The organism is Pseudomonas sp. MWU13-2100, assembly GCF_023242365.1.
Lineage (GTDB): Bacteria > Pseudomonadota > Gammaproteobacteria > Pseudomonadales > Pseudomonadaceae > Aquipseudomonas.
Window position 1 is genome coordinate 33,469 of sequence record NZ_JALLIX010000023.1, and the last position, 20,961, is coordinate 54,429.

Genomic DNA, 20,961 nt, shown 5'->3' on the forward strand with positions numbered 1-20,961 from the left:
GGGCTTGCTCACTTAATCGCATTCAATCTGAAACGCGCAACTTAACCTGAGCCAGGACGCATACCTTGTGGGAGTGGTGTGAGAGCGGTGCCAGCCCACGAAGCTTTTGGTGGCCTCAAAGGCCTCTTCGCAGCGGTCCAACTCCCACAAGGTATGCGTCCCGGCCTAACGCTCAGTGCTGGGCTTTGTGATCCAGCGCGGCGTAGAAGTTGGCGCTCTGTTGCAGGTATTTCTGGGTGTAGCTCTGGGTGTGGCTTTTCGGGCTGTTGATTTCCACGTTGGCGCTGGCAGGCAGGGCTACGGTGGCGGAAACAGCGGAAGCGGCGATGATGGAGAAAAGATTGAAGTTCATGCTGGTAACCCTCGATGTCAGTTGGCTTGCTTGCCCTTTCAGGCCGTGAGTCAAAAGTACATCCGAGGGCTTGCATCGTTGAAATTCATTGCAGCAGTAGCGGATATCAGCGTCATTAATAGAAGCGCAAGTCCCTGATTCATCAGGGACTGCGGTCTATTGTCGCAGCGCGGACGACGAGATGAACCGATGCGGCAAACGCCTTACTCCTCTTCGTCGCGCCCGGTGAAGGCGCTCATGCAGACCAGCCGGTGTTCGCTGGAGTCGTCGCTCAGGGTCCAGCTCTGCAGGGCCTCGTCGAAGGTCGCCGCTTCAAGCTGGGCACGGGTGAAACTCCAGCGTTTCTCGGCCCGGCCATCCATGCACTCGATCAGCAGGCGGCTGTCGTCGAGGGTGAAATCGAAGGCGTGCAGGCCGTCGACTTCAAGCATGTTGCAGGTTTCAAGGGCACTGAGCAGGGTTTCGGTTGCAGCGGTCATGATGTTCTATCGTGTTTGGGGAAGTCCCCATGATAGGCGATATTGCCCTGCAGCGGCGCCACTACCTGTGGGAGCGGAGCTTGCCCGCGAAGCTTTTGGCGGCATCAAGGGCCTCTTCGCGGGCAAGCGCCGCTCCCACAGGGGGGATTCAGCGCCTGCGCATCAGCTGTTCTCAATGGGAAAACAACGACCCACCGACCTTCCCCGCCAGCTTCTCCGGCTTGATCAGGAACCGCGCCAGCGCCGGCAACAGCCACAGCGCGCCGAACATGTTCCAGAGCAGCATGAAGGTCAGCATCAGGCCCATGTCGGCCTGGAACTTGATCGCCGAGAAGATCCAGGTGCAGACCCCGATCGCCAGGCACAACCCCGTGAACAGCACCGCCTTGCCGGTGGATTTCAGCGTCTGGTAATAGGCCTCCTGCAACGGCAGCCCGGCACGCAGGAAGCTTTCCAGGCGACTGTAGATGTAGATGCCGTAGTCCACGCCGATCCCCACGCCCAGCGCCACCACCGGCAAGGTCGCGACCTTCACGCCGATGCCCATGAACGCCATCAGCGCGTTCCCCAGCACCGAGGTCAGCACCAGCGGCAGGACGATGCACAAGGTCGCCGCCCAGGAACGGAAGGTGATCATGCACATGGTCGCCACGCAGAGGTACACCAGGATCAGGATGGTCAGTTCCGACTCCTTGATCACTTCGTTGGTGGCCGCCTCGATCCCGGCGTTGCCGGCGGCGAGGAGGAATTCCAGGCCGTCCTTGTTGTTCTCCTTGGCGAAGTCCTGCACCGCATGCACCGCGCGGTCGAGGGTCGCGGCCTTGTGGTCGTTGAGGAACACCAGCACCGGGGCCAGCGAGCAATTGTTGTTGTACAGGCCGTCGGCGCGGGCGATGGAGTTGTTCAGCACATCGGGGTTGCGCGACAGGGTTTCCCATTTCAGGTTGCCCTCGTTCATGCCCTTGATCATCTGCTTGGACACGGTCACCAGGGAGATCGCCGACTGCACGCCCTCGGTGTTCTGCATCTTCCACATCAGCTCGTCGATGGGCGCCATGGCCTCATAGTGCGAACAGCCCTCGGGCGGCGTCTTGACCATCACCACCAGCACATCGGAACTGGTGGAGTAGTTGTTGATGATAAAGCGGTTGTCCTTGTTGTAGCGCGAGTCGGGACGCAGCTCCGGCGCGCCCTGGTCAAGGTCGCCGATCTTCAGGTTCTGCCCGTACCAGAGGCCGCCGCCCAGGGCCAGCAGGGCCAGGACGATGGACACCGGGGCGACCTTGGGGCTGGCGAAATTCGCCAGCAGGCGCCAGAACGGGTGCTCGCGGGTCGCATCCTTCTTGCTGCGCCCGACCGCTCGCTTGCTGATGCCGACATAGGAGATCGCCACCGGCAGCAGGATCAGGTTGGTGAACACGATCACCGCCACGCCGATGGAGGCACCGATGGCCAGTTCGCGGATCACGCCGATGTCGATGATCAACAGGGTGATAAAGCCCACGGCGTCGGCGAGGATGGCGATCATCCCCGGCAGGAACAGTTGCCGGAAGGTCCGCCGGGCCGCCGTCAGGGCGTTGTCGGCATCGCTGGACTGCAAGGCGATGCCGTTGATTTTCTGCACGCCATGGGAGATGCCGATGGCGAAGATCAGGAACGGCACCAGCATCGAATACGGGTCCAGGCCGAAGCCGAACGTGTGCATCAGCCCCAGTTGCCAGACCACCGCCACCAGGGTGGTGATCAGCACGGCGATGGTGCTGCGGATGCACCAGGTGAACCAGTACAGCAGCACCAGGGTGATGACGAAGGCCACGCCGAAGAACAGCACCACCATGACCAGGCCGTCGATCAGGTCACCGACCTTCTTGGCGAAGCCGACGATATGCACCTTCACATTGGGGTTCTGCGCTTCGAACTTGTCGCGGATCTTCTCTTCGAGCTGGTGGGAGAACTTCTGGTAGTCCAGCGCCAGCAACTTGCCCTGGTCCTGCGGGTCCGGGTAGGACTCCAGCAGCGGGATATCGACGATGCTCGACTTGAAGTCGTTGGCCACCAGACGTCCGACCTGGCCGGACTTGAGTACGTTGTTTCGCAGTTTTTCCAGGCTGTCGGCCGAGCCGTTGTAGCTCTGCGGGATCACTTCGCCGCCGGCAAAGCCCTCCTCCGTCACCTCGGTCCAGCGCACGCTGGGGCTCCACAGCGACTTGAGGCCGGAGCGGTCGACGCCGGGGATGTAGAACACCTCGTCGTTGACCTGACGCAGGGTCTCCATATAGTCCTTGGTGAAGATATCGCCGTCCTTGGCCTCCAGCGAAATCCGCACGGTGTTGCCCAGGTTGGCGAGGTCGTTGCGGTGCTCCATCATCTTTTCAATGAACGGATGCTTGAGCGGAATCATTTTCTCGAAGCTGGTGGACGGCCGGATCAGCGTGGCCTGCCAGAACAGGAAGGTGCTGACCAGCAGGCAGATGACGATCACTGCCGGGCGGTTGTTGAAAATCAGGCGCTCGAGAAACGTCGCCTTGTCTTGATGATGACTTTGCTGACTGCTCATGAAGATTCCCGCCTTTCTTGTTATTGGCCCAGCTCAGCGCCCGTTGGCGTGGTGGTGTGGGCGCCGCCCTGGCCGACGAGGATCAGGTTGCCGTTGCCGGCCGCCGTCACCGCCGACAGGGAAATCCGGTCGGGACGGTTGAATACGCTGAAGGTCACGCCGTCATCGGTGCTGCGGATCACGCTGCCGCCGTTGCCGACGATCACCAGCGAGCCATCGGCCAGCAAGGTCGCGCCGGACAGGCCGAACTCCAGGGCACCACGGGCGGCCTTGAGTGCCACCGGTTCCCAGCTGCTGCCGAAGTTGCTGGAGCGGTAGAGGTTGCCGCGCAGACCGTAGGCCAGCAGCGTGGAGGGTTGAGCGGTACCGATCACGCCGAACAGCGAGCCCTGGTAGGGGCCGTCGACGTGTTCCCAGGTCTGGCCCCAGTCGGCGGAGCGGAACATGCTGCCCTGCTCGCCCACGATGAACAGTCCGGCATCCTTGACCGCGGCGATGGCGTTAAGGTGGAACTGGTCGGGGTTGTCGATGCGCTCGCTGACGTTTTTCCAGTGCTGACCGCCGTCGGTGGTTTCCAGCAGGGCCCCGTAGGCGCCCACGGCAAACCCCGTGCTGGCGTCCTTGAACCAGAGGTCGAGCAAGGGTGCTTCACGCTTGAGGTCCTGGAACTGGCGGGTCCAGGTGGCGCCGCCGTCGGTGCTGGCGAGAATCTGCGCGTCGTGGCCGACGGCCCAGCCGTGCTGGTCATCGACGAAATAGACCGCGGTGAGCATCTGCCGGGTCGGGACCCGGGCCTGGGTCCAGTGGCCGCCCTGGTCGTCGGAGAAAAGGATGTGCCCGCGATCGCCGACGGCTACCAGCCGCTTGCCGGCGTGGACCACGTCGAGCAGCAGGCCCTTGATGGCCTTGGAGGATTCGATGGAGTAGACAGTGTCGGCAGTGCCGGGCGTTGTCGCGTATGCGCTGGCCGGCAGTCCCGCCAGTCCCGACAGCGCCAGCGCCGTCACCAGCAATGCCGTGCCGCGCCATGTCGGCGGACAGCAAGAACCCGTAGGCCTCACAGGCTCATTCATAGACCTTTCTCCCCATTTATTATTGTCAGGTCGTCCAACCTTTCAGGGCGCCTTCGAGGGCGTTTCATGACTGCCGGGTCGTCTGAAACCGGCAATCTAGAGCCCCTTCTAAAGCTGGGGCTATCCTATCGGGCTTTGGAATCGTCTGACAATCGACGCCACGTTATCTTTTGTTAACCCGGGGCGTTGAGGGGAAGCCTGAATGATGGGGTATCAGGTGAGGTGATGAACAAAGGCCACGGGAGTGGCCTTTGTCGAGGTGAGTCAGGTATTTCAGGGGTACTTGTGCCGACGCCTTCGCGGGCAAGCTCCGCTCCCACAGTTATTTTGGTCGTCCATAACATTCAGGCTCGACCCAAATCCTGTGTTTGGATTGCCCACAACACTCAGGCTCGACCCAAATCCTGTGTTTGGATTGCCCACAACACTCAGGCTCGACCCAAATCCTGTGTTTGGATTGCCCACAACACTCAGGCTCGACCCAAATCCTGTGGGAGCGGAGCTTGCCCGCGAAGGGGCCCTACAGGGCGCCCGCAGGCAAACAGCTTAAGCCAGGCTTTTGCTGACAACCTCGTACACATCGGCTGACAACTCACCGGAACCGCGAATCCGCTCCAGCTCAGCCTTCATCAGCGCCTGGCGAGCACCGTCATACTTGCGCCAGCGGGTCAGCGGCGCCAACTGCCGGGAGGCGATCTGCGGATTCAACGCATTGAGCTGGATCACCAGGTCCGCCAGGAAGCGGTAACCGGAACCGTCCGCCGCATGGAAGTTGATCAGGTTCTGCCCGGCAAACGCACCAATCAGCGCCCGCACCTTGTTCGGGTTCTTGATGGTGAACGCCGGGTGCGCCATCAACGCCTTGACCCGTTGCAAGCCACCGGGCAACGGACTGCCGGCCTGGACGCTGAACCACTGGTCCATGACCAGCGGATTGTCCTTGAAGTGCTCGGCGAAACTGGCCAGCGCCAACGCCTTCTCGGCCTCGAACGGCGAGTTCACCAATACCGCCAGGGCGGTCAGGCGCTCGGTCATGTTGTCGGCCGTCTCGAACTGCTCCAACGTCGCCGCCAGCACTTCAGGCTTGCCACTGAGCATCAGGTATGACAACGCAATGTTCTGCAGCGCGCGCCGGGCAAAATGCTCGTTCTCGGCCACGTAAGGGGTGGTTTTCGATACCGCGCGATTGACTTGGTAACGCTGCCACAAGCCGTCGAACAACTGCTCGGCCAACTGCCGGCGAACAAACTCGCGAGCGCTGTGAATCGCCTCGACATCCGCCACTTCGCTGATCTCGGTAAGATAGGCCTCACCCGGCAGCGAAAGCATTTCGGCGACCATCGCCTGATCAAGCTGCTCGTTGCCCAGCACGCTGCGCAAGGCCGTGACCAGACGCGGATCAAGCACCAGCGCTTCACCCTTCTGATGCTGGCCGATCAATTCCTGCAACACCTGCACCGACAATTGTTGGCCGGCGTCCCAACGGTTGAAGCCGTCGCTGTCGTGCTGCATCAGGAACATCAACTGGTCACGGTCGTAGGGGAAGCTCAGCTTCACCGGCGCCGAAAAACCGCGCAGCAGCGACGGCAACGGCTTGGCATCAAGGCCGATGAAGGTGAAGGTCTGCTCAGCCTCGGTCACCGACAACACGCGGCTGCTAGTGCCGGGGGTCGCTTCACCCAACAGTTGCAGGGCGACTTCAGCACCCCGGGCATCCAGCAGACCGATCTCCACCGGAATCACAAATGGCAGTTTTTCCTGCTTGTCCGGAGTCTGCGGGCAGCTCTGGCGGAAGGTCAGGCTGTAGGTCCTGGCGCTCGTATCGTAACTTTCACTGACGGCGAGACGCGGCGTACCGGCCTGGCTGTACCAGCGCTTGAACTGGGTGAAATCGACGCCGTTGGCATCTTCCATGGCCTTGACGAAATCGTCGCAGGTCACGGCCTGGCCGTCATGGCGCTGGAAATACAGGTCGCTGCCTTTGCGGAAACCTTCGGCACCGAGCAGGGTGTGGATCATGCCGACCACTTCCGAGCCTTTCTCGTACACGGTCAGGGTGTAGAAGTTGGAGATCTCGATAAAGCTGTCCGGACGCACCGCGTGGGCCATGGGACCGGCGTCTTCGGCGAACTGGTGGGTACGCAGGTAGGCGACATCCTGGATCCGCTTGACCGTGCGCGAGTTCATGTCGGCGGAGAAACCGGCATCGCGGAACACCGTGAAGCCTTCCTTGAGCGAGAGCTGGAACCAGTCGCGGCAGGTCACGCGGTTGCCCGACCAGTTGTGGAAGTATTCGTGGGCGACGATCGCCTCGACCCGCTGGTGCGCAGCGTCGGTGGCGGTTTCGGCGCGGGCCAGCACGGCGCTGGAGTTGAAGATGTTGAGGCCCTTGTTCTCCATGGCCCCCATGTTGAAGTCGTTGACCGCAACGATCATGAAGATGTCCAGGTCGTACTCGCGACCATAGACCTCCTCATCCCAGCGCATGGACTTCTTCAGGCTGTTCATGGCGTGCTGGCACTTGTCGATGTTTTCCGGCTCGACGTAGATACGCAGCGCGACGTTACGACCGCTCATGGTCGCGAAACTGTCTTCGACGCACCACAGATCGCCCGCCACCAGGGCGAACAGGTAGGCCGGCTTCATGAACGGGTCTTCCCAGGTCGCCCAGTGCCGACCGTCGTCCTGCGGACCATTGCCCACCGGATTGCCGTTGGACAACAGCACCGGATAGCGATGCTGCTCGGCGATCACCGTGGTGGTGAACTTGCTCATCACATCCGGACGGTCGAGGTAGTAGGTGATCTTGCGAAAGCCTTCGGCCTCGCACTGGGTGCAGAACATCGCGCCGGACTTGTACAGGCCTTCCAGGGCGGTGTTGGTTTCCGGGTGGATCTTCACGCTGGTGTCGACACTGAAGCGCTCGCTGGCCGGGTGCAGGGTCAGGTGGCTGTCGTCGATCTGGTAGTCGTTGCCCGACAGCACACGGTCGTCGAGTTGCACCGACAGCAGCTCCAGCAACTGGCCGTCCAGTACCAGCGGCGGCAGACCCGCGCCAGCGGCCGGGTTGCGGCGCATCACCAGCTGCGCATGGACCAGGGTATGGTCCTCGAACAACTCGAAGGTCAGGTGCGTCTCGTCGATCAGGTAGTCCGGTGCCTGATAGTCCTTCAGATAGATCATCTTCGGTTGTTCGGTGCGCATGAGGGCGTCCTTTTACTGATGCACGGCGAGCTGGTAGGCCGTGTATTTACGGATATTGATCACGCCGGTGTCGAAGATCAGGTACTGGCCCTTGATCCCCATCAGCGTGCCTTCGGCAATCGGGTCTTTGTCCAGGTTGAAGCTGACCACTTTGGTCGGGTAGTGCTCGATCGGGTAGCGGATTTCCAGCGGTTCGAGATCATGCACCGGCTGGATCGCCTGCAGGCCGAAACGCGCCTGCAAGGCGGCAAGGCCCTCGGCACAGGATTCGAACAGTTGATCGCGCACCGCCTTGAGATCCACCGCCGGCGCATCGCCCTTGAGCAAGGCGCGCCAGTTGGTCTTGTCGGCCACCTGGCTGCGAAACAGGTCCTCGACGAAGCCGGACTGCTGGCGGGTCGCCACACGGACGATCGGCAGCGCCTGGCTGGCGCCCTGGTCGAGCCAGCGGGTCGGCAACTGGGTCGCGCGGGTGATGCCGACCTTGATTCCCGACGAATTGGCCAGGTAGACCACGTGCTCGGTCATGCAGAATTTTTCGCCCCAGGACGGCTCGCGGCAGGTGCCGGCGTCGTAATGGCAGCGTTCGGGGCTCATGATGCAGGTGTCGCACTGGGCCAGCTTGGTCATGCACGGGTAGCAATAGCCCTGGCTGAAGCTGGTCTTGGTCTTGCGTCCGCAGTGGGTGCAATGAATCGCCCCGAGGAACTCCAGGCGCAACTTCTGGCCGATCAACGGATTGACCGGCACCTCGCTGTCACCCAGGCGAAAGGCGTACTGCACCTGCGCGCCTTCAAGGCGCGTCGCCATTTTGCTGATTGCACCGCGGCCAAGCTCGATCAATGGATGGCATCCGACTTGAAGAGGATGTTCGGCACCGGGGCCGACTTCGAGGTGCATTCCTGCGTGCCCATGTAACCGGTACGCTGGTCTTCCGGCAGGTTCTGGGTTTCCCAGGCGATCATCGCCTGCAACGACAGCTCGCGCTGTTCGGCGCTGAGCTTGCGCCCGTCCGACCATTTGCCGATTTCCACCGCCAGTTTCAGGCTCTGGTAGATGTCGGGGGTGATGTTTTCAATCATTTCGATAAAAGAGGACATGCGCGCTCCACGCTTGAAAAATTCGACTAGATGGCCAGTTTACGACGAGACCAGAGGCCGCCCAACAAACCGCTGAAACATCCGATGAGCAGTCCGCCGACATGGGCACCATTGGCGATTTCGCCGAAGCCGATCATCGAGACCAGGCCCGACAGGCACAACAGCAGCCAGACCAGCATCATCACCAGCACACCGCGCGGCAGACGATAGACCGGGTTCGGCGACACCCATTGGTAGATCCAGCAATGCCCGAGCAAACCGTAGAGCACCCCGGACAGGCCGCCGAACAGGGTCGGGCCGCTGACGTAATACTGCGTGTAATTCGAAACCAGGCTGAACAGCAATGTCAGCCCCAGCAGGTTGATGCTGCCCTGACGCAGCTCGATGCGCCGACCCAGTTCCCAGTACCACATGCCGTTCATGGCGATATGCAGGATGCCGAAGTGGATCAGCATCGGCGTCACCAACCGCCACCACTGCCCCGCCGCCAGGCCGTCGGCCAGGGGGGTGAACTGGACGTAGTTGCCGCGGACCTGGAAGTCGAGAAAGGTGAACCAGTGCAGGGTCTGCAGGTTGTCACCGAGCAGGGTCACGCCGGCGATGATCAGGCTCAACAAGAGGATGCCGGCGGTGGTCGGGCTCTGACGCACCTGGGTGAGAAAGTTCGGCCGGGTCATGGCCAGCGGCTTGTCGGGGACTTCCAGCTGGTTATCCGGATCGCCGGCGGGGAAACGCTGGTACAGCGACAGCACGTCGGCGCTGATCGACTCGGGCACCCACAACACCTGCTCGCCGGACTCCTCGTTGACCCGGTGCGGCACCTGCATGCGCTCCAGCAGTTTGACGAAGCCACTCAGATCAGTGGTCAACGGCAGGCGTAAGATAGCAGTGGCACTCATCGCAAAGCCTCGGGACGTTCGACGTCGACCCAGACGAATTTCTGCGGGTCGAGGGTGGTTTCCTGGTCCAGCCGGTAAGCCGCCAGTTTGCCGTAGAGCACGGCGCTGTAATCCAGGCAGGCCAGGTTGGGACGGATCGGCGCGGGCTTGCCGCTGCGCCAGTAGTGACCGACGAACAGCATCGGCTCTTCGAGGCCATAGCGCAGCAAGGCATTCTTTTCGGTCGAGGACAGCGGTTTGCTCGCCACCCGCTCAGGCAAGGCATCCGGCTGGAAGACGATATCGCCGTAGGTCTGTGGGTCGTCTTCCCAGAACTTGGTGCGGAAGAACGCCCGGGTCAGGCCGTCGCCACCGGTCAGCGTCAGGCCGTCCGGCAGGCGCATATCGGTGCCGCGCAACAGGCGGTCGAACACCGTCGCGGCAAAACTGCCGGGCAGCGCCGAATCCTTGAGGAACGCTTCGTCGATCCGCCCGTCGGGGTACTGCGCCCGCAGCGGCGCGATCAAGCCGCCATCCCAGCAGGCATGCACCACGCGGAAACGTCCGGCATCGACGAACAGCGGCAGCTCGTAGAACCAGGCGAGGAAGTCATGCCAGTCGGCCGGGTGCTGTTCAAACTGCGTCAGGGTTTCCTGGAGCAGCCGGGCATGCCGCGGTGTGTGCTCGCGGACGAACTGTTTGCCGCTGCCCGCCGCTGCCGGCGTACTCCAGCCCAGGGCGTTGAACTCATGGTTGCCCATGATGCACAGGGCCTGCCCGGCCTCGACCATGTCATGGACGATATGCAGGGCTTCGCGGATGCGCGGGCCACGGTCGATGATATCGCCGAGGAACACCGCCATGCGCGACGGATGACGCCAGGTGCCACCCAGCTTCTGGTAGCCGAGCATGTCCAGCAGATGTTCGAGGGTATGGGCGCAACCGTGCACATCACCGATCAGATCGTAGCCACGCGCGGGATCGAGCATCAATCGCCTCCACCGCCCAACCGACTGCCCCAGCCGAGCTTGGTGCGGCAGACTTCATAATAGTTGTGATCCAGCGGGTGAATCAGCCGCAGCTTCTGCGGTTTCTTGCTGATGGTCACCGTATCGCCGGGGGCGCAGGTGAAATGGTTCTGCCCGTCGCAGGAAACCTGCGGATAGATCTGCATGTCCTTGGACACCACGATTTTCAACTCGCTGTTGCCGTCGACCACGATGGGGCGGCTGGACAAGGTATGGGGGTACATGGGCACGATCACAATGGCATCGAGCTTGGGATGCATGATCGGACCACCGGCGGACAGCGCATAGGCGGTGGAACCGGTGGGCGTGGCGACGATCAGGCCGTCGGCTTTCTGGCTGCAGACGAACTGGCCGTCGATGTACAGCTCGAACTCGATCATTCGCGTCGACTTGCCGGGGTGCAGGACCACGTCGTTGAGTGCATCGCCCTGGCCGATGGCTTCGGCATGCCGGCGCACTTCGGCCTGCAGCAGGAAGCGGTTTTCCACCAGGTAGTGGCCGTCGAGGACCTTGGCCACTTCGACCTCGAGGTCGTCCGGGCGGATATCGGTGAGAAAGCCCAGGTTGCCGCGGTTGATCCCCAGTACCGGAATATTGTGCCGGGCCAGGGCGCGGGCGGCGCCGAGCAGGCTACCGTCGCCGCCGACGACGATGACCATGTCACAGACTTCGCCGAGCATCTTGCGCGACGAAGTTTGCAGGCCATGGCCCGGCAGGACCTCGGCGATGGTGTCCTCGAGGATGACGTGCAGGTGCCGCGCCAGGAGGAATCTCTTCAACCGGCGAACGGTTTCCAGCACCTGCGAACTGCCCAGGCGGCCAATGATGCCGATATTGCGAAATTGCTCCATGGGGCTCCTGCGGGGTCTGGGACGGGCAAAGGGGAGATTATGGGCGAAAGCCGGCCCGAGACAAAACCCTTTCAGCTATGCTCGCAGGATGATCCTCTTCCCCGACTTGCTCAACCTGCCCCGACAGTTGCGCCATCCCGAAGTGCGCGACCTGGCCTGGGTCATCCTGGCACCACCGATGCTGGCAGACACGCCGTGGCCGCAACGCCACCCGTTGGCCGGCAGTGACTGGGTGCAGGCGCCGGAGCGGCTGGAGCAGTGGTTGCATACGCTGGATCGCGATCCGGCCGAGCTGCAGGCTTGGCTGGTGCGCGGGGCGACCCGGCGACTGGGCCTGTATTACGAACGGTTGTGGCAGTTCGCCGTGCAACAGGCGCCCGGGATCGAGTTGATCGGCGCCAACCTGCCGATCCGTCGCGAGGGCCATACCCTGGGTGAGTTGGATCTGCTGTTGCGCGATCGCGATGGCGTGCATCACCTGGAGCTGGCAATCAAGCTGTACCTGGGCCCACAGCATGGCGGCGGCGAAGACCCGGCGCGCTGGCTCGGCCCGGGTTGCCATGACCGGCTGGACCGCAAGCTGGCGCACCTGAGCGAGCACCAGTTGCCGATTTCCGCCCGACCGGAGAGCCGCGAGGCCTTGGCGACGCTGGATATCCACCAGTTCAGTGCGCAATTGTGGTTGGGGGGGTACCTGTTGTATCCGTGGCCCGGGACGGCACTTCCTCCGCGGGGGGCTCATCCGCAGCATCTGCACGGGCGCTGGTTGCATCAGCGCGACTGGGTGGATTTCATCAAGCTCAGCCAGGCGGGCCGCTGGCAACCGCTGCCCCGCCATGCCTGGCTGGCGCCGGCGCACTATGCCGAGGCGCACGCCTGGCCACGGGAACAGTTGGAACACTGGCTGAAGGAACTCGATCCGCACGCGCCAGCGCAGTTGCTGGTGCGCCTGACCCAGAATGCGCAAGGCGACTGGGAAGAGGCCGAGCGATTGTTCCTGGTGGCCGATCTCTGGCCGAATGTGCCGGGTACCGGTTAAAGACTGCGGTGTCCTTTCGGGCCTCTTCGCGGGCAAGCTCCGCTCCCACAGGTTATGTGTCGATCACAACACTTGCGTGCGACGCACAACTCCATGTGGGAGCGGAGCTTGCCCGCGAAAGCGTCGGCACAGACCTACAACATCAAACCAGCGACAAACGCAACGCCAGGGCCGCCAGGGTCACCAGCAGCACCGGCAGGGTCAGGACAATCCCGACCTTGAAGTAGTAACCCCAACCGATGCGGATATCCTTGCGCTCCAGCACATGCAGCCAGAGCAAGGTCGCCAGGCTGCCGATGGGGGTGATTTTCGGGCCCAGGTCGCTGCCGATAACGTTGGCGTAGATCATCGCTTCCTTCACCACACCACTGGCCTGGCTGGCATCGATGGACAAGGCACCGATCAGCACCGTGGGCAGGTTGTTCATGACCGAGGACAGGAAGGCGCTCAACAGCCCGGTCCCCATCGCCGCCCCCCAGACCCCGTAGCCGGCGAAGTGATCCAGCCAGCCGGCCAGGTGGGTGGTCAACCCGGCATTGCGCAGGCCATAGACCACCAGGTACATGCCCAGGGAGAAAATCACGATCTGCCACGGTGCCTCTTTCAGCACCTTGCGGGTCGAGATCTTGTGACCGCGCGCGGCGATCCCCAGCAGCAAGGCCGCACACACCGCCGAAATCGCACTGATGGGAATCCCCAGCGGTTCCAGGGCAAAGCACCCCACCAGCAGGATGATCAGCACCCACCAGCCGGCGATGAAAGTCGCCTTGTCGTGGATCGCGCTGGCCGGCAGTTCCAGCTGCTGCGGATTGTAGTCACGGGGAATGTCGCGGCGAAAGAACCACAGCAGCACCAGCAAGGTCGCCGCCACACTGACCAGGTTCACCGGCAGCATCACCGAGGCATAGGCATTGAAGCCGATCTTGAAATAGTCGGCCGAGACGATGTTCACCAGGTTCGAGACCACCAGCGGCAGGCTCGCGGTGTCGGCGATAAAGCCGGCGGCCATGACGAACGCCAAGGTCGCCGCCTTGGAAAAGCGCAGGGCCAGGAGCATGGCGATGACAATCGGCGTGAGAATCAACGCCGCGCCGTCATTGGCGAACAACGCCGACACCAGCGCCCCCAGCAACACGAAGGCGGCGAACAGCTTGCGTCCGCTGCCCTGCCCCCACCGCGCCACATGCAGCGCCGCCCAGGCAAAGAAACCGGCCTCATCCAGCAACAGGCTGATGATGATCAGGGCAATAAAAGTGCCGGTGGCATTCCAGATGATCTCCCAGACCAGCGGAATATCAGCCAGGTGAACCACGCCGCAGAGCAAGGCCAGCAAAGCCCCCAGGCAGGCGCTCCAGCCCACGCCCAGGCCCTTGGGCTGCCAGATCACCAAGGTAATGGTCAGCAGGAAAATCAACGCGGCAATCAACATGCACAACAACCTTCAAGGTTAGCAAGAGGGGGACGGAGGTTCAGCAACAGCGCTGTGGTCGGTCGGTCATGGCCTGCAGGCGCTGGATATCCGCGGCCAGCCAGTGTCCGCTGGCCTGCAGGGTGCCTTGCAGCAAGGTCGAGACCCATTGGGGCAGCTCAGGGTGCAGGCGATAAAACACCCACTGCCCCTGACGACGATCGGCCAGCAGCCCAGCCTGACGCAGTTGCGCCAGATGCCGGGAGATTTTTGGTTGGCTCAGCTCCAGGGCGGCGGTCAATTCGCACACACAGAGTTCACCTTCACGGGCTACCAACAGCACGATCCGGCTACGGGTTTCGTCAGCCAGGCATTTGAAGAGTTCCACAGGGGAGGCAAAACAGGACATCGCGGCACCTCACATATGGAAAATCGAATATATGGCTAGTCATATATGAAAGCAAGTACCAATCATGAACAACACAAGACAATCCCTGACTTAGCGCAGACAAAACGCTGGAAAAACCATTAAAGTGTAAAAACTCCGTCGCTCAAGAATGGAGGTTCCAGCCCTGATGAACCGAGGAATACGCTATGCCCTGGAAGAATACCGACAGCCGCTATAGCAGCCTGTCGATCGCATTGCACTGGCTGATGCTGGTGCTGCTGGCGGTGGTTTACGCCTGTATCGAGTTTCGCGGGATATTCCCCAAAGGCAGCGGCGGCCGCACGCTGATCGTCGAGGCCCACTACATGTTCGGCCTGACCGTGTTCGTGCTGGTCTGGCTGCGCTTGCTGGCCCGCACCCTCGGTGTGGCGCCGAAGATCGTCCCCGCGCCACCGACCTGGCAGATGCTGCTGTCGACGTTGATGCACTGGGCGCTGTACCTGTTCATGATCGGCACGCCGCTCCTGGGCTGGCTGGCCGTCAGTGCGCAGGGGCATTCGGTGATGTTCTACGGCATCGAGCTGCCGGCTCTGGTGGCCGAGGACGCGGCGTATGCCAAAGAGGTCAAGGGCTGGCATGAACTGCTGGCCAGCACCGGTTACTGGCTGATCGGCCTGCACGCCCTGGCCGGGCTGTTTCATCACTATTTCGTAGGGGATAACACCCTGCTGCGCATGTTGCCCAAGCGTCGTACTTGAGCCCTCTTGCTCACAATGGACGCCAACGGTAACGCGGAGTCTCTGTCGCCCTGAAACCTGTAGGAGCCGGGCTTGCCGGCGAAGCTCTTGGCGATCGTGAGGAGCCCTTCGCGAGCAAGCTCTGCTCCTACAAGGATCGGTTTACAGAGTCGCGCCCCGGCGACCCTGTAAACCGCCGGTATGCACGAACACCAGGCGCGTACCCGGTGCGAAGCGTCCGGCGCTCACCTGCTCCCGCAGCGCCAGCAAGGCCTTGCCGGTATACAGCGGTTCCAACGGCACAGCGCTCTGTTGCTCGCTTTGCTCGATAAAATCCAGCAACGCCGGATCGACCTTGGCAAAACCGCCACGGCAGGCGTCGATCAGTTCAAAAGCCGGGCTTAGCGCCCCACCCTCCGTCAGGATCGTCGTGACCAGCGGCGCCACGCCATGGTCGGCCGGCACCGCCAGGGCGCCGTACACCGGTCGACGTCCGGTTTCGGCCAGCACCAGCCCGGCCAGGGTGGTCCCGGTTCCGGCAGCCAGCCACCAGCCGTGATAATCGCCCCAGCCGAGCGCCGGCAATTGCTCCCTGACCTGATCCAGCAAGACGTCACAACCGCGCGCGCCTATCAAGCCACCACCACCCTCCGGCACACCGTGCAGGTGTGGATAGCGTGAGTGCCACGATGCCCAGAAGTCCGGCGCATGCCGCGCCCGATAACCACCATAGCCGAGCCAGTGCAGCTCCATGCCGAAGGCCTGGAGGTCGCAAACGGTAGGGGTTTGCACGGGATGCCCACGCAGCAGGCCGACGGTGGGGAAACCGAAACGCTTGCCCGCCGCCGCCAGGGCGTGAAGATGATTGGAATGCGCCCCGCCCAGGCTGATCAGGCCCTCGGCGCCGGCTTGCCGGGCCGCCGCCAGATGTCCGGTGAGCTTGAACCACTTGTTGCCACTGATCAGCGGATCGATCAGGTCGAGGCGCAGCACGGCCACCTCGACATCAGACCGGGTCAACCAGTCCAGGTGCAGCGGTTCGAGGGGGGCGTGGGGGTGCCAGTCGGCGGGGGGGAGCATTCGAGGCAGTCCGCTGGGAGGGGACTGCCAGTTTAACAGTTCGGGGCTTGTGGGGGTTCGAGGGCCTCTTCGCGGGCAAGCTCCGCTCCCACAGGATTGAGGGCAACCACAGAACTTTGTGTGTGGCGCAAGATCTGTGGGAGCGGAGCTTGTCGGGACGCCGCAGCGCCGCGAAGAACGATAACGCGGTCGACCCGAAAAACTACAGCTCAGCCGCCAAGCGCGAACCCTGGTTGATCGCCCGCTTGGCATCCAGCTCCGCCGCCACGTCCGCACCGCCGATCAGGTGCACGCTCTGCCCGGCCGCGAGCAACCCGTCCTGCAACTCGCGCAACGGGTCCTGCCCGGCGCAGATCACCACATTGTCCACCGCCAGCAACTGCGGCTCGCCACCGGCGATGCTGATGTGCAGGCCCGCCTCGTCGATGCTCAGGTACTCGACGCTGTTGAGCATCTGCACCCGCTTGTTCTTCAAGCCGGTGCGGTGAATCCAGCCGGTGGTCTTGCCCAGGCCATCGCCGACCTTGGAAGCCTTGCGCTGCAACAGGAACACCTCACGAGCCGGCGCATGGGGCTCGTCCTTGATTCCGGCCACCCCGCCACGCGCCTCAAGCCGGGTGTCGATACCCCACTCCTTCCAGAACGCCTCGCGATCCAGGCTGGTGGCCACGCCTTCATGCACCAGGAACTCCGAAACGTCGAAGCCGATACCGCCGGCCCCGATCACCGCGACCTTGTGGCCTACCGGCTTGCGCTCCAGCAGCACATCCAGGTAGCTGAGGACCTTGGGGTTGTCGATACCGGGAATCGCCGGCAACCGCGGCGCGATGCCCGTGGCCAGGATGATTTCGTCGTACCCACCAGCAACCAGTTGCGCCACATCCACCCGCGTATCGAGGCAGACTTCGACATGGGTGGTCTGCAGTTTGCGCTTGAAGTAACGCAGGGTTTCGAAGAACTCTTCCTTGCCCGGTACCCGCTTGGCGACGTTGAACTGGCCACCGATTTCACTGGCCGAATCGAACAGCGTCACCTGGTGCCCGCGCTCGGCCGCCACGGTGGCCGCCGACAGACCGGCGGGCCCGGCGCCAACCACGGCGACTTTCTTCACCTGGGTGACCGGCAGGTAATTCAGTTCGGTCTCGTGGCAGGCCCGCGGGTTGACCAGACAGGAGGTCAGCTTGCCGCCGAAGGTATGGTCCAGGCAGGCCTGGTTGCAGCCGATGCAGGTATTGATTTCGTCGGCACGTCCCTGTGCCGCCTTGTTGACGAACTCCGGATCGGCCAGGAACGGCCGGGCCATGGAAACCATGTCGGCATCACCGTCGGCGAGGATCTGCTCGGCCACTTCCGGGGTGTTGATACGGTTGGTGGTGATCAGCGGAATGCCCACCGAACCGCGTAACTTGGCTGTGACCTTGCTGAACGCAGCGCGCGGCACCTTGGTGGCGATGGTCGGAATCCGCGCCTCGTGCCAGCCGATGCCGGTGTTGATAATGGTCGCGCCGGCCTGCTCGATGGCCTTGGCCAACTGGACGATCTCGTCCCAGGTGCTGCCGCCTTCCACCAGGTCGAGCATCGACAGGCGGAAGATGATGATGAACTGCGCACCCACCGCCTCACGCACCCGGCGCACGATCTCCACCGGCAGGCGCATGCGGTTCTCGTAGCTGCCGCCCCAGCGGTCGGTACGATGGTTGGTGTGGGCCGCGAGGAACTGGTTGATGAAGTAACCTTCCGAGCCCATGATTTCAACGCCGTCGTACCCGGCATTCCGGGCCAGGGTCGAACAGGTCACGAAGTCGGCGATCTGTTTCTCGATACCTTCCTCATCCAGCTCTTTGGGCTTGAACGGGTTGATCGGGGCCTGGATCGCGCTCGGCGCCACTTGTTTCGGGCTGTAGGCATAACGCCCGGCATGGAGGATCTGCAGGCAGATCTTGCCCCCGGCCGCATGCACCGCATGGGTGACGATACGATGCTGGTCGGCTTCGGCCTGGCTGGTCAGCTTGGCCGCGCCGGAATACACGCCGCCCTCGTCGTTCGGCGCAATGCCGCCGGTCACCATCAGACCGACGCCGCCACGAGCACGCTCGGCGAAGTAGGCCGCCATGCGCTCGAAACCGCCGGGCTTTTCCTCAAGGCCGGTGTGCATCGAGCCCATCAGGGTGCGGTTGCGCAACGTGGTGAAACCCAGGTCGAGCGGGGCCAGCAGGTGCGGGTAACGGGCGGCGGTCATAGAAACTCCACAACGAGCAAGATCACGGGATGCGGGAAGCTCTTCGGCCCCCGTCAGTGGTATGACTGGCACATTAAAGACGCCCCGGCCCAGGCTCAATGACCGAAACTGACAACTTATTGATCCAAATGTGCAACGGCCCTTGGCAAGGACGCCCGCGGGCCCTACCCTAGTCGACGACTCCCGCACTCGGTCGCTCGTTATCCGCCCCCATGCGCAAATTCCTGCTCTTTTCCCTGCTGGTCCTGCTGCTCGCCACCCTCGCCGGTTATGGCGTGTGGACCCAACAACGCAGCAGCGGCCACTACCTCTCGGACCTGCGTATCCGCCTGACCGTGAACCAGGGCGTGGCGGGCGGCCACGGCAACCTGCTGGGCCTGCAACCGGAGCTGTTTCCCAACGACTACCAGAGCACCTCCCGGCTGCACCGCAAGCTGGCCGCCTATCTGCAGCAGGCCCGCGGCCTCGGGCTGCTGAACGAGAAAACCATCGTCGTGCTGCCTGAGCACATCGGCACCTGGCTGCTGCTACGCGGGGAAAAGGACGACCTCTACCAGGCCCTCGACCAGCAGGAGGCGATGAACTGGCTGATGCTCGGCAACCCGCTGAAGCTGCTCGGCGCCCTGTTCAATGCCAAGGGCCGCAGTTTCCTCGAAGACGCCCGCCTGCGCATGAAGGCCAAGAGCATGGCCCAGGATTACCAGGCGGTGTTCGGCGGCCTGGCGAAGGAGTTCGGCGTCACCCTGGTGGCCGGCTCCATCGTCCTGCCGGACCCCAGCGTCGAGCAAGGCACCCTGAAAATCGGCAAGGGCGCGCTGTACAACGTCAGCCTGGTCTTCGCCGCCGACGGACGCCCCCTCGGTCAGCCCCAACGCAAGCTCTACCCGAGCTTCGACGAACGCGGTTATATCAAGGGCGGTGGACGCCAGGAGCTGAATGCCGTGCAAACCCCGGCCGGGCGCCTCGGCGTGTTGATCGGCAGTGACAGCTGGTATCCGGACAACTACCGCCGGTTTGACGAACTCGGCGTATCACTGATCGCCGTGAGCGCCTCGCTACCCGGCAAGAACAGTTGGGAGCAGTCCTGGCGCGGCTTCAAGAACGCCGCCACGCCGGCGCAGATCAACCTCAGGCCCGGCGAACTCGGCGAAGGCGAAGCCTGGCATCGCCTGACCCTGGTCAGCCGCCCCCCCACCAGCCAGTCCACGGCCGGCATGACCGTGTTTCTCCGTGGCCAGTTCTGGAACCAGCGTTATTCGGGGCAGAGCTTTATCAGCCACGACGGGCGCTCCATCGACGGGCAGGACGGCAGCGATCGCGGCGCCCGCCTGCTGAACCTGTGGCTGCCATGAAGCCGGTATCGATGCGCCTGGGCGACCTGTCCGTGAGCTTCGCCCACAGCCTCGCCGAGGCGGTGAGCAGTCACGGCCAGGACGCGGGGGCGCTGCTGGAGCAATATGGGCTGGACCCGGCACGCCTGGCCGAGCCCGGCGCCCGACTGTCGATTCCGCGCTATATGCGCCTGGGGCACGCGGCGATCCAACTGACCGGCGACCCGGCCCTGGGCTTGCGCATGGGACGCCTCAGTCGGCTCAGCCAGGCGGGCCTCGCCGGCGTCACTGCCGCCCAGGCACCGACGGTGCGCGAAGCGGCGCGAACCCTGATCCGCTTCGAGGCGCTCTACGGCTCCAACTATCGCGGGCAGTCGAGTTTCCACGAGGACGCCGACGGCGCCTGGTTGCGTTTCTACTCCATCAGCCCCTACAACGCCTACAACCGTTTCGTGGTGGACTCGATCATCGCCGGCTGGCTGCAGCAACTGGCCAGTGTCGGCGGCGAAGCGCTGCACGCCGAGCGTATCGACATCGAATTCGCCGAACCGGACTACGTCGCGGCCTACAAGGGCCTGGGCGACTGCCAGGTGCACTTCGCCGCCGAGCACAATCAACTGCGCCTGAGCCACGCCAGCCTGGGCCTGCGCAACCCGCAACATTGCCCGGGCACCTGGCGGCACCTGCTGCAACTGTGCGAACGGGAACTGGAACAACTGACGCGCACCCGCAGCCTGCGTGAACGTATCACTCAGTTGCTGGGGCCTTTGCTCAATGGCGGTCGGGAACCCGACCTGGAAGAAGTGGCGGCACGCCTGAAGCTGCCGACCTGGACACTGCGTCGCAAACTGGCCGAGGAAGGCACGCAATTTCGCGCCATTCTCAATGACACTCGCCGTGACCTGGCGATGACCTATATCCGCGACACCGAACTGGCCTTTGGCGAAATCGCCTACCTGCTCGGATTTGCCTCAGCCGAGGCCTTTCAACGGGCTTTCAAACGCTGGAACGGCCAGACACCCGGCGAGTTCCGCCGCAGCCAGCGGCATTCGGCCTGAGCCGAGAAACCGGCGTTTACAGCTCGGTCGCGTCTTCAGCCGGCTCAACCGGGTCCAGCTCGAAAGCACTGAACTCCAACAGCTCTTCTTGATACTCATCCATCGTCAAACTCCTTTTTTCGCTTATGGGTAAAACCGCTGTCTTGCTCACCATTTCTA

18 protein-coding genes are annotated in these 20,961 nt (G+C 63.0%); 4 read left to right on the top strand and 14 right to left on the bottom strand.

From position 1 onward, the window contains the following. Nucleotides 1-172 precede the first annotated feature (172 nt). The 10 genes from M5B99_RS17055 to M5B99_RS17100 form a co-directional block, all read right to left on the bottom strand. Nucleotides 173-352: a hypothetical protein gene (locus tag M5B99_RS17055; RefSeq protein WP_103495784.1), complete on the bottom strand. Its 180-nt coding sequence runs from the start codon at nucleotides 350-352 to the stop codon at nucleotides 173-175. Between the two features lie 203 nt (nucleotides 353-555). Next, nucleotides 556-831 carry a DUF5629 family protein gene (locus tag M5B99_RS17060; protein WP_248805137.1) on the bottom strand — a complete coding sequence of 92 codons (276 nt, stop codon included), beginning with the start codon at nucleotides 829-831 and terminating at the stop codon, nucleotides 556-558. 172 nt (nucleotides 832-1,003) lie between these two features. Next, nucleotides 1,004-3,388, bottom strand: coding sequence for an efflux RND transporter permease subunit (locus M5B99_RS17065; protein WP_248805138.1), 2,385 nt, complete (start codon nucleotides 3,386-3,388; stop codon nucleotides 1,004-1,006). A 20-nt stretch (nucleotides 3,389-3,408) separates the two neighbouring features. Further along, nucleotides 3,409-4,461, bottom strand: coding sequence for a WD40/YVTN/BNR-like repeat-containing protein (locus tag M5B99_RS17070; protein ID WP_248805139.1), 1,053 nt, complete (start codon nucleotides 4,459-4,461; stop codon nucleotides 3,409-3,411). 546 nt (nucleotides 4,462-5,007) lie between these two features. Next, nucleotides 5,008-7,665 (bottom strand): aminopeptidase N, encoded by a 2,658-nt coding sequence (pepN, locus tag M5B99_RS17075; RefSeq protein WP_248805140.1) that lies wholly within the window; start codon nucleotides 7,663-7,665, stop codon nucleotides 5,008-5,010. Between the two features lie 12 nt (nucleotides 7,666-7,677). Further along, nucleotides 7,678-8,508: a DUF2797 domain-containing protein gene (locus M5B99_RS17080; protein WP_248805141.1), complete on the bottom strand. Its 831-nt coding sequence runs from the start codon at nucleotides 8,506-8,508 to the stop codon at nucleotides 7,678-7,680. Then, a complete protein-coding gene (locus tag M5B99_RS17085) occupies nucleotides 8,505-8,765 on the bottom strand; it encodes a YeaC family protein (RefSeq protein ID WP_248805142.1) in 261 nt (86 codons plus the stop codon). Before M5B99_RS17085 ends, M5B99_RS17080 begins: the two co-directional genes overlap by 4 nt. A gap of 26 nt (nucleotides 8,766-8,791) precedes the next feature. Beyond that, nucleotides 8,792-9,664, bottom strand: a complete 873-nt coding sequence (locus M5B99_RS17090) for a rhomboid family intramembrane serine protease (protein ID WP_248805143.1) — start codon at nucleotides 9,662-9,664, stop codon at nucleotides 8,792-8,794. Further along, complete coding sequence (locus tag M5B99_RS17095) at nucleotides 9,661-10,635, bottom strand: metallophosphoesterase (protein ID WP_248805144.1); 975 nt, start codon at nucleotides 10,633-10,635, stop codon at nucleotides 9,661-9,663. The genes M5B99_RS17090 and M5B99_RS17095 overlap by 4 nt, the downstream gene beginning before the upstream one ends. Continuing rightward, a complete protein-coding gene (locus tag M5B99_RS17100) occupies nucleotides 10,632-11,522 on the bottom strand; it encodes an NAD(+) kinase (protein WP_103495792.1) in 891 nt (296 codons plus the stop codon). Before M5B99_RS17100 ends, M5B99_RS17095 begins: the two co-directional genes overlap by 4 nt. A gap of 88 nt (nucleotides 11,523-11,610) precedes the next feature. Here M5B99_RS17100 and M5B99_RS17105 point away from each other — a divergent pair, with 88 nt between their 5' ends. Continuing rightward, on the top strand, nucleotides 11,611-12,561 hold the full coding sequence (locus tag M5B99_RS17105) for a DUF1853 family protein (protein WP_248805145.1): 951 nt from the start codon (nucleotides 11,611-11,613) through the stop codon (nucleotides 12,559-12,561). Between the two features lie 142 nt (nucleotides 12,562-12,703). Here M5B99_RS17105 and M5B99_RS17110 read toward each other — a convergent pair whose 3' ends face one another. Then, nucleotides 12,704-13,990 (bottom strand): arsenic transporter, encoded by a 1,287-nt coding sequence (locus M5B99_RS17110; protein ID WP_248805146.1) that lies wholly within the window; start codon nucleotides 13,988-13,990, stop codon nucleotides 12,704-12,706. A 40-nt stretch (nucleotides 13,991-14,030) separates the two neighbouring features. After that, nucleotides 14,031-14,378 (bottom strand): metalloregulator ArsR/SmtB family transcription factor, encoded by a 348-nt coding sequence (locus M5B99_RS17115; RefSeq protein ID WP_248805147.1) that lies wholly within the window; start codon nucleotides 14,376-14,378, stop codon nucleotides 14,031-14,033. Between the two features lie 185 nt (nucleotides 14,379-14,563). Here M5B99_RS17115 and M5B99_RS17120 point away from each other — a divergent pair, with 185 nt between their 5' ends. Next, nucleotides 14,564-15,115: a cytochrome b gene (locus tag M5B99_RS17120; RefSeq protein ID WP_248805148.1), complete on the top strand. Its 552-nt coding sequence runs from the start codon at nucleotides 14,564-14,566 to the stop codon at nucleotides 15,113-15,115. 141 nt (nucleotides 15,116-15,256) lie between these two features. Here the strand turns inward: M5B99_RS17120 and M5B99_RS17125 are convergent, their stop codons facing one another. Both M5B99_RS17125 and M5B99_RS17130 read right to left on the bottom strand, forming a co-directional pair. Next, on the bottom strand, nucleotides 15,257-16,174 hold the full coding sequence (locus M5B99_RS17125) for a 1-aminocyclopropane-1-carboxylate deaminase/D-cysteine desulfhydrase (RefSeq protein WP_248805149.1): 918 nt from the start codon (nucleotides 16,172-16,174) through the stop codon (nucleotides 15,257-15,259). A gap of 202 nt (nucleotides 16,175-16,376) precedes the next feature. Further along, nucleotides 16,377-18,413, bottom strand: a complete 2,037-nt coding sequence (locus tag M5B99_RS17130) for an FAD-dependent oxidoreductase (RefSeq protein ID WP_248805150.1) — start codon at nucleotides 18,411-18,413, stop codon at nucleotides 16,377-16,379. 212 nt (nucleotides 18,414-18,625) lie between these two features. On the opposite strand from M5B99_RS17130, the gene M5B99_RS17135 reads away from it, so the two are divergent. Next, nucleotides 18,626-19,765: a carbon-nitrogen hydrolase family protein gene (locus M5B99_RS17135; RefSeq protein WP_248805151.1), complete on the top strand. Its 1,140-nt coding sequence runs from the start codon at nucleotides 18,626-18,628 to the stop codon at nucleotides 19,763-19,765. Further along, the gene (locus tag M5B99_RS17140) at nucleotides 19,762-20,802 is read left to right on the top strand and encodes an AraC family transcriptional regulator (RefSeq protein ID WP_248805152.1); all 1,041 of its coding nucleotides are present in this window, start codon (nucleotides 19,762-19,764) and stop codon (nucleotides 20,800-20,802) included. Before M5B99_RS17135 ends, M5B99_RS17140 begins: the two co-directional genes overlap by 4 nt. Nucleotides 20,803-20,961 lie beyond the last annotated feature (159 nt).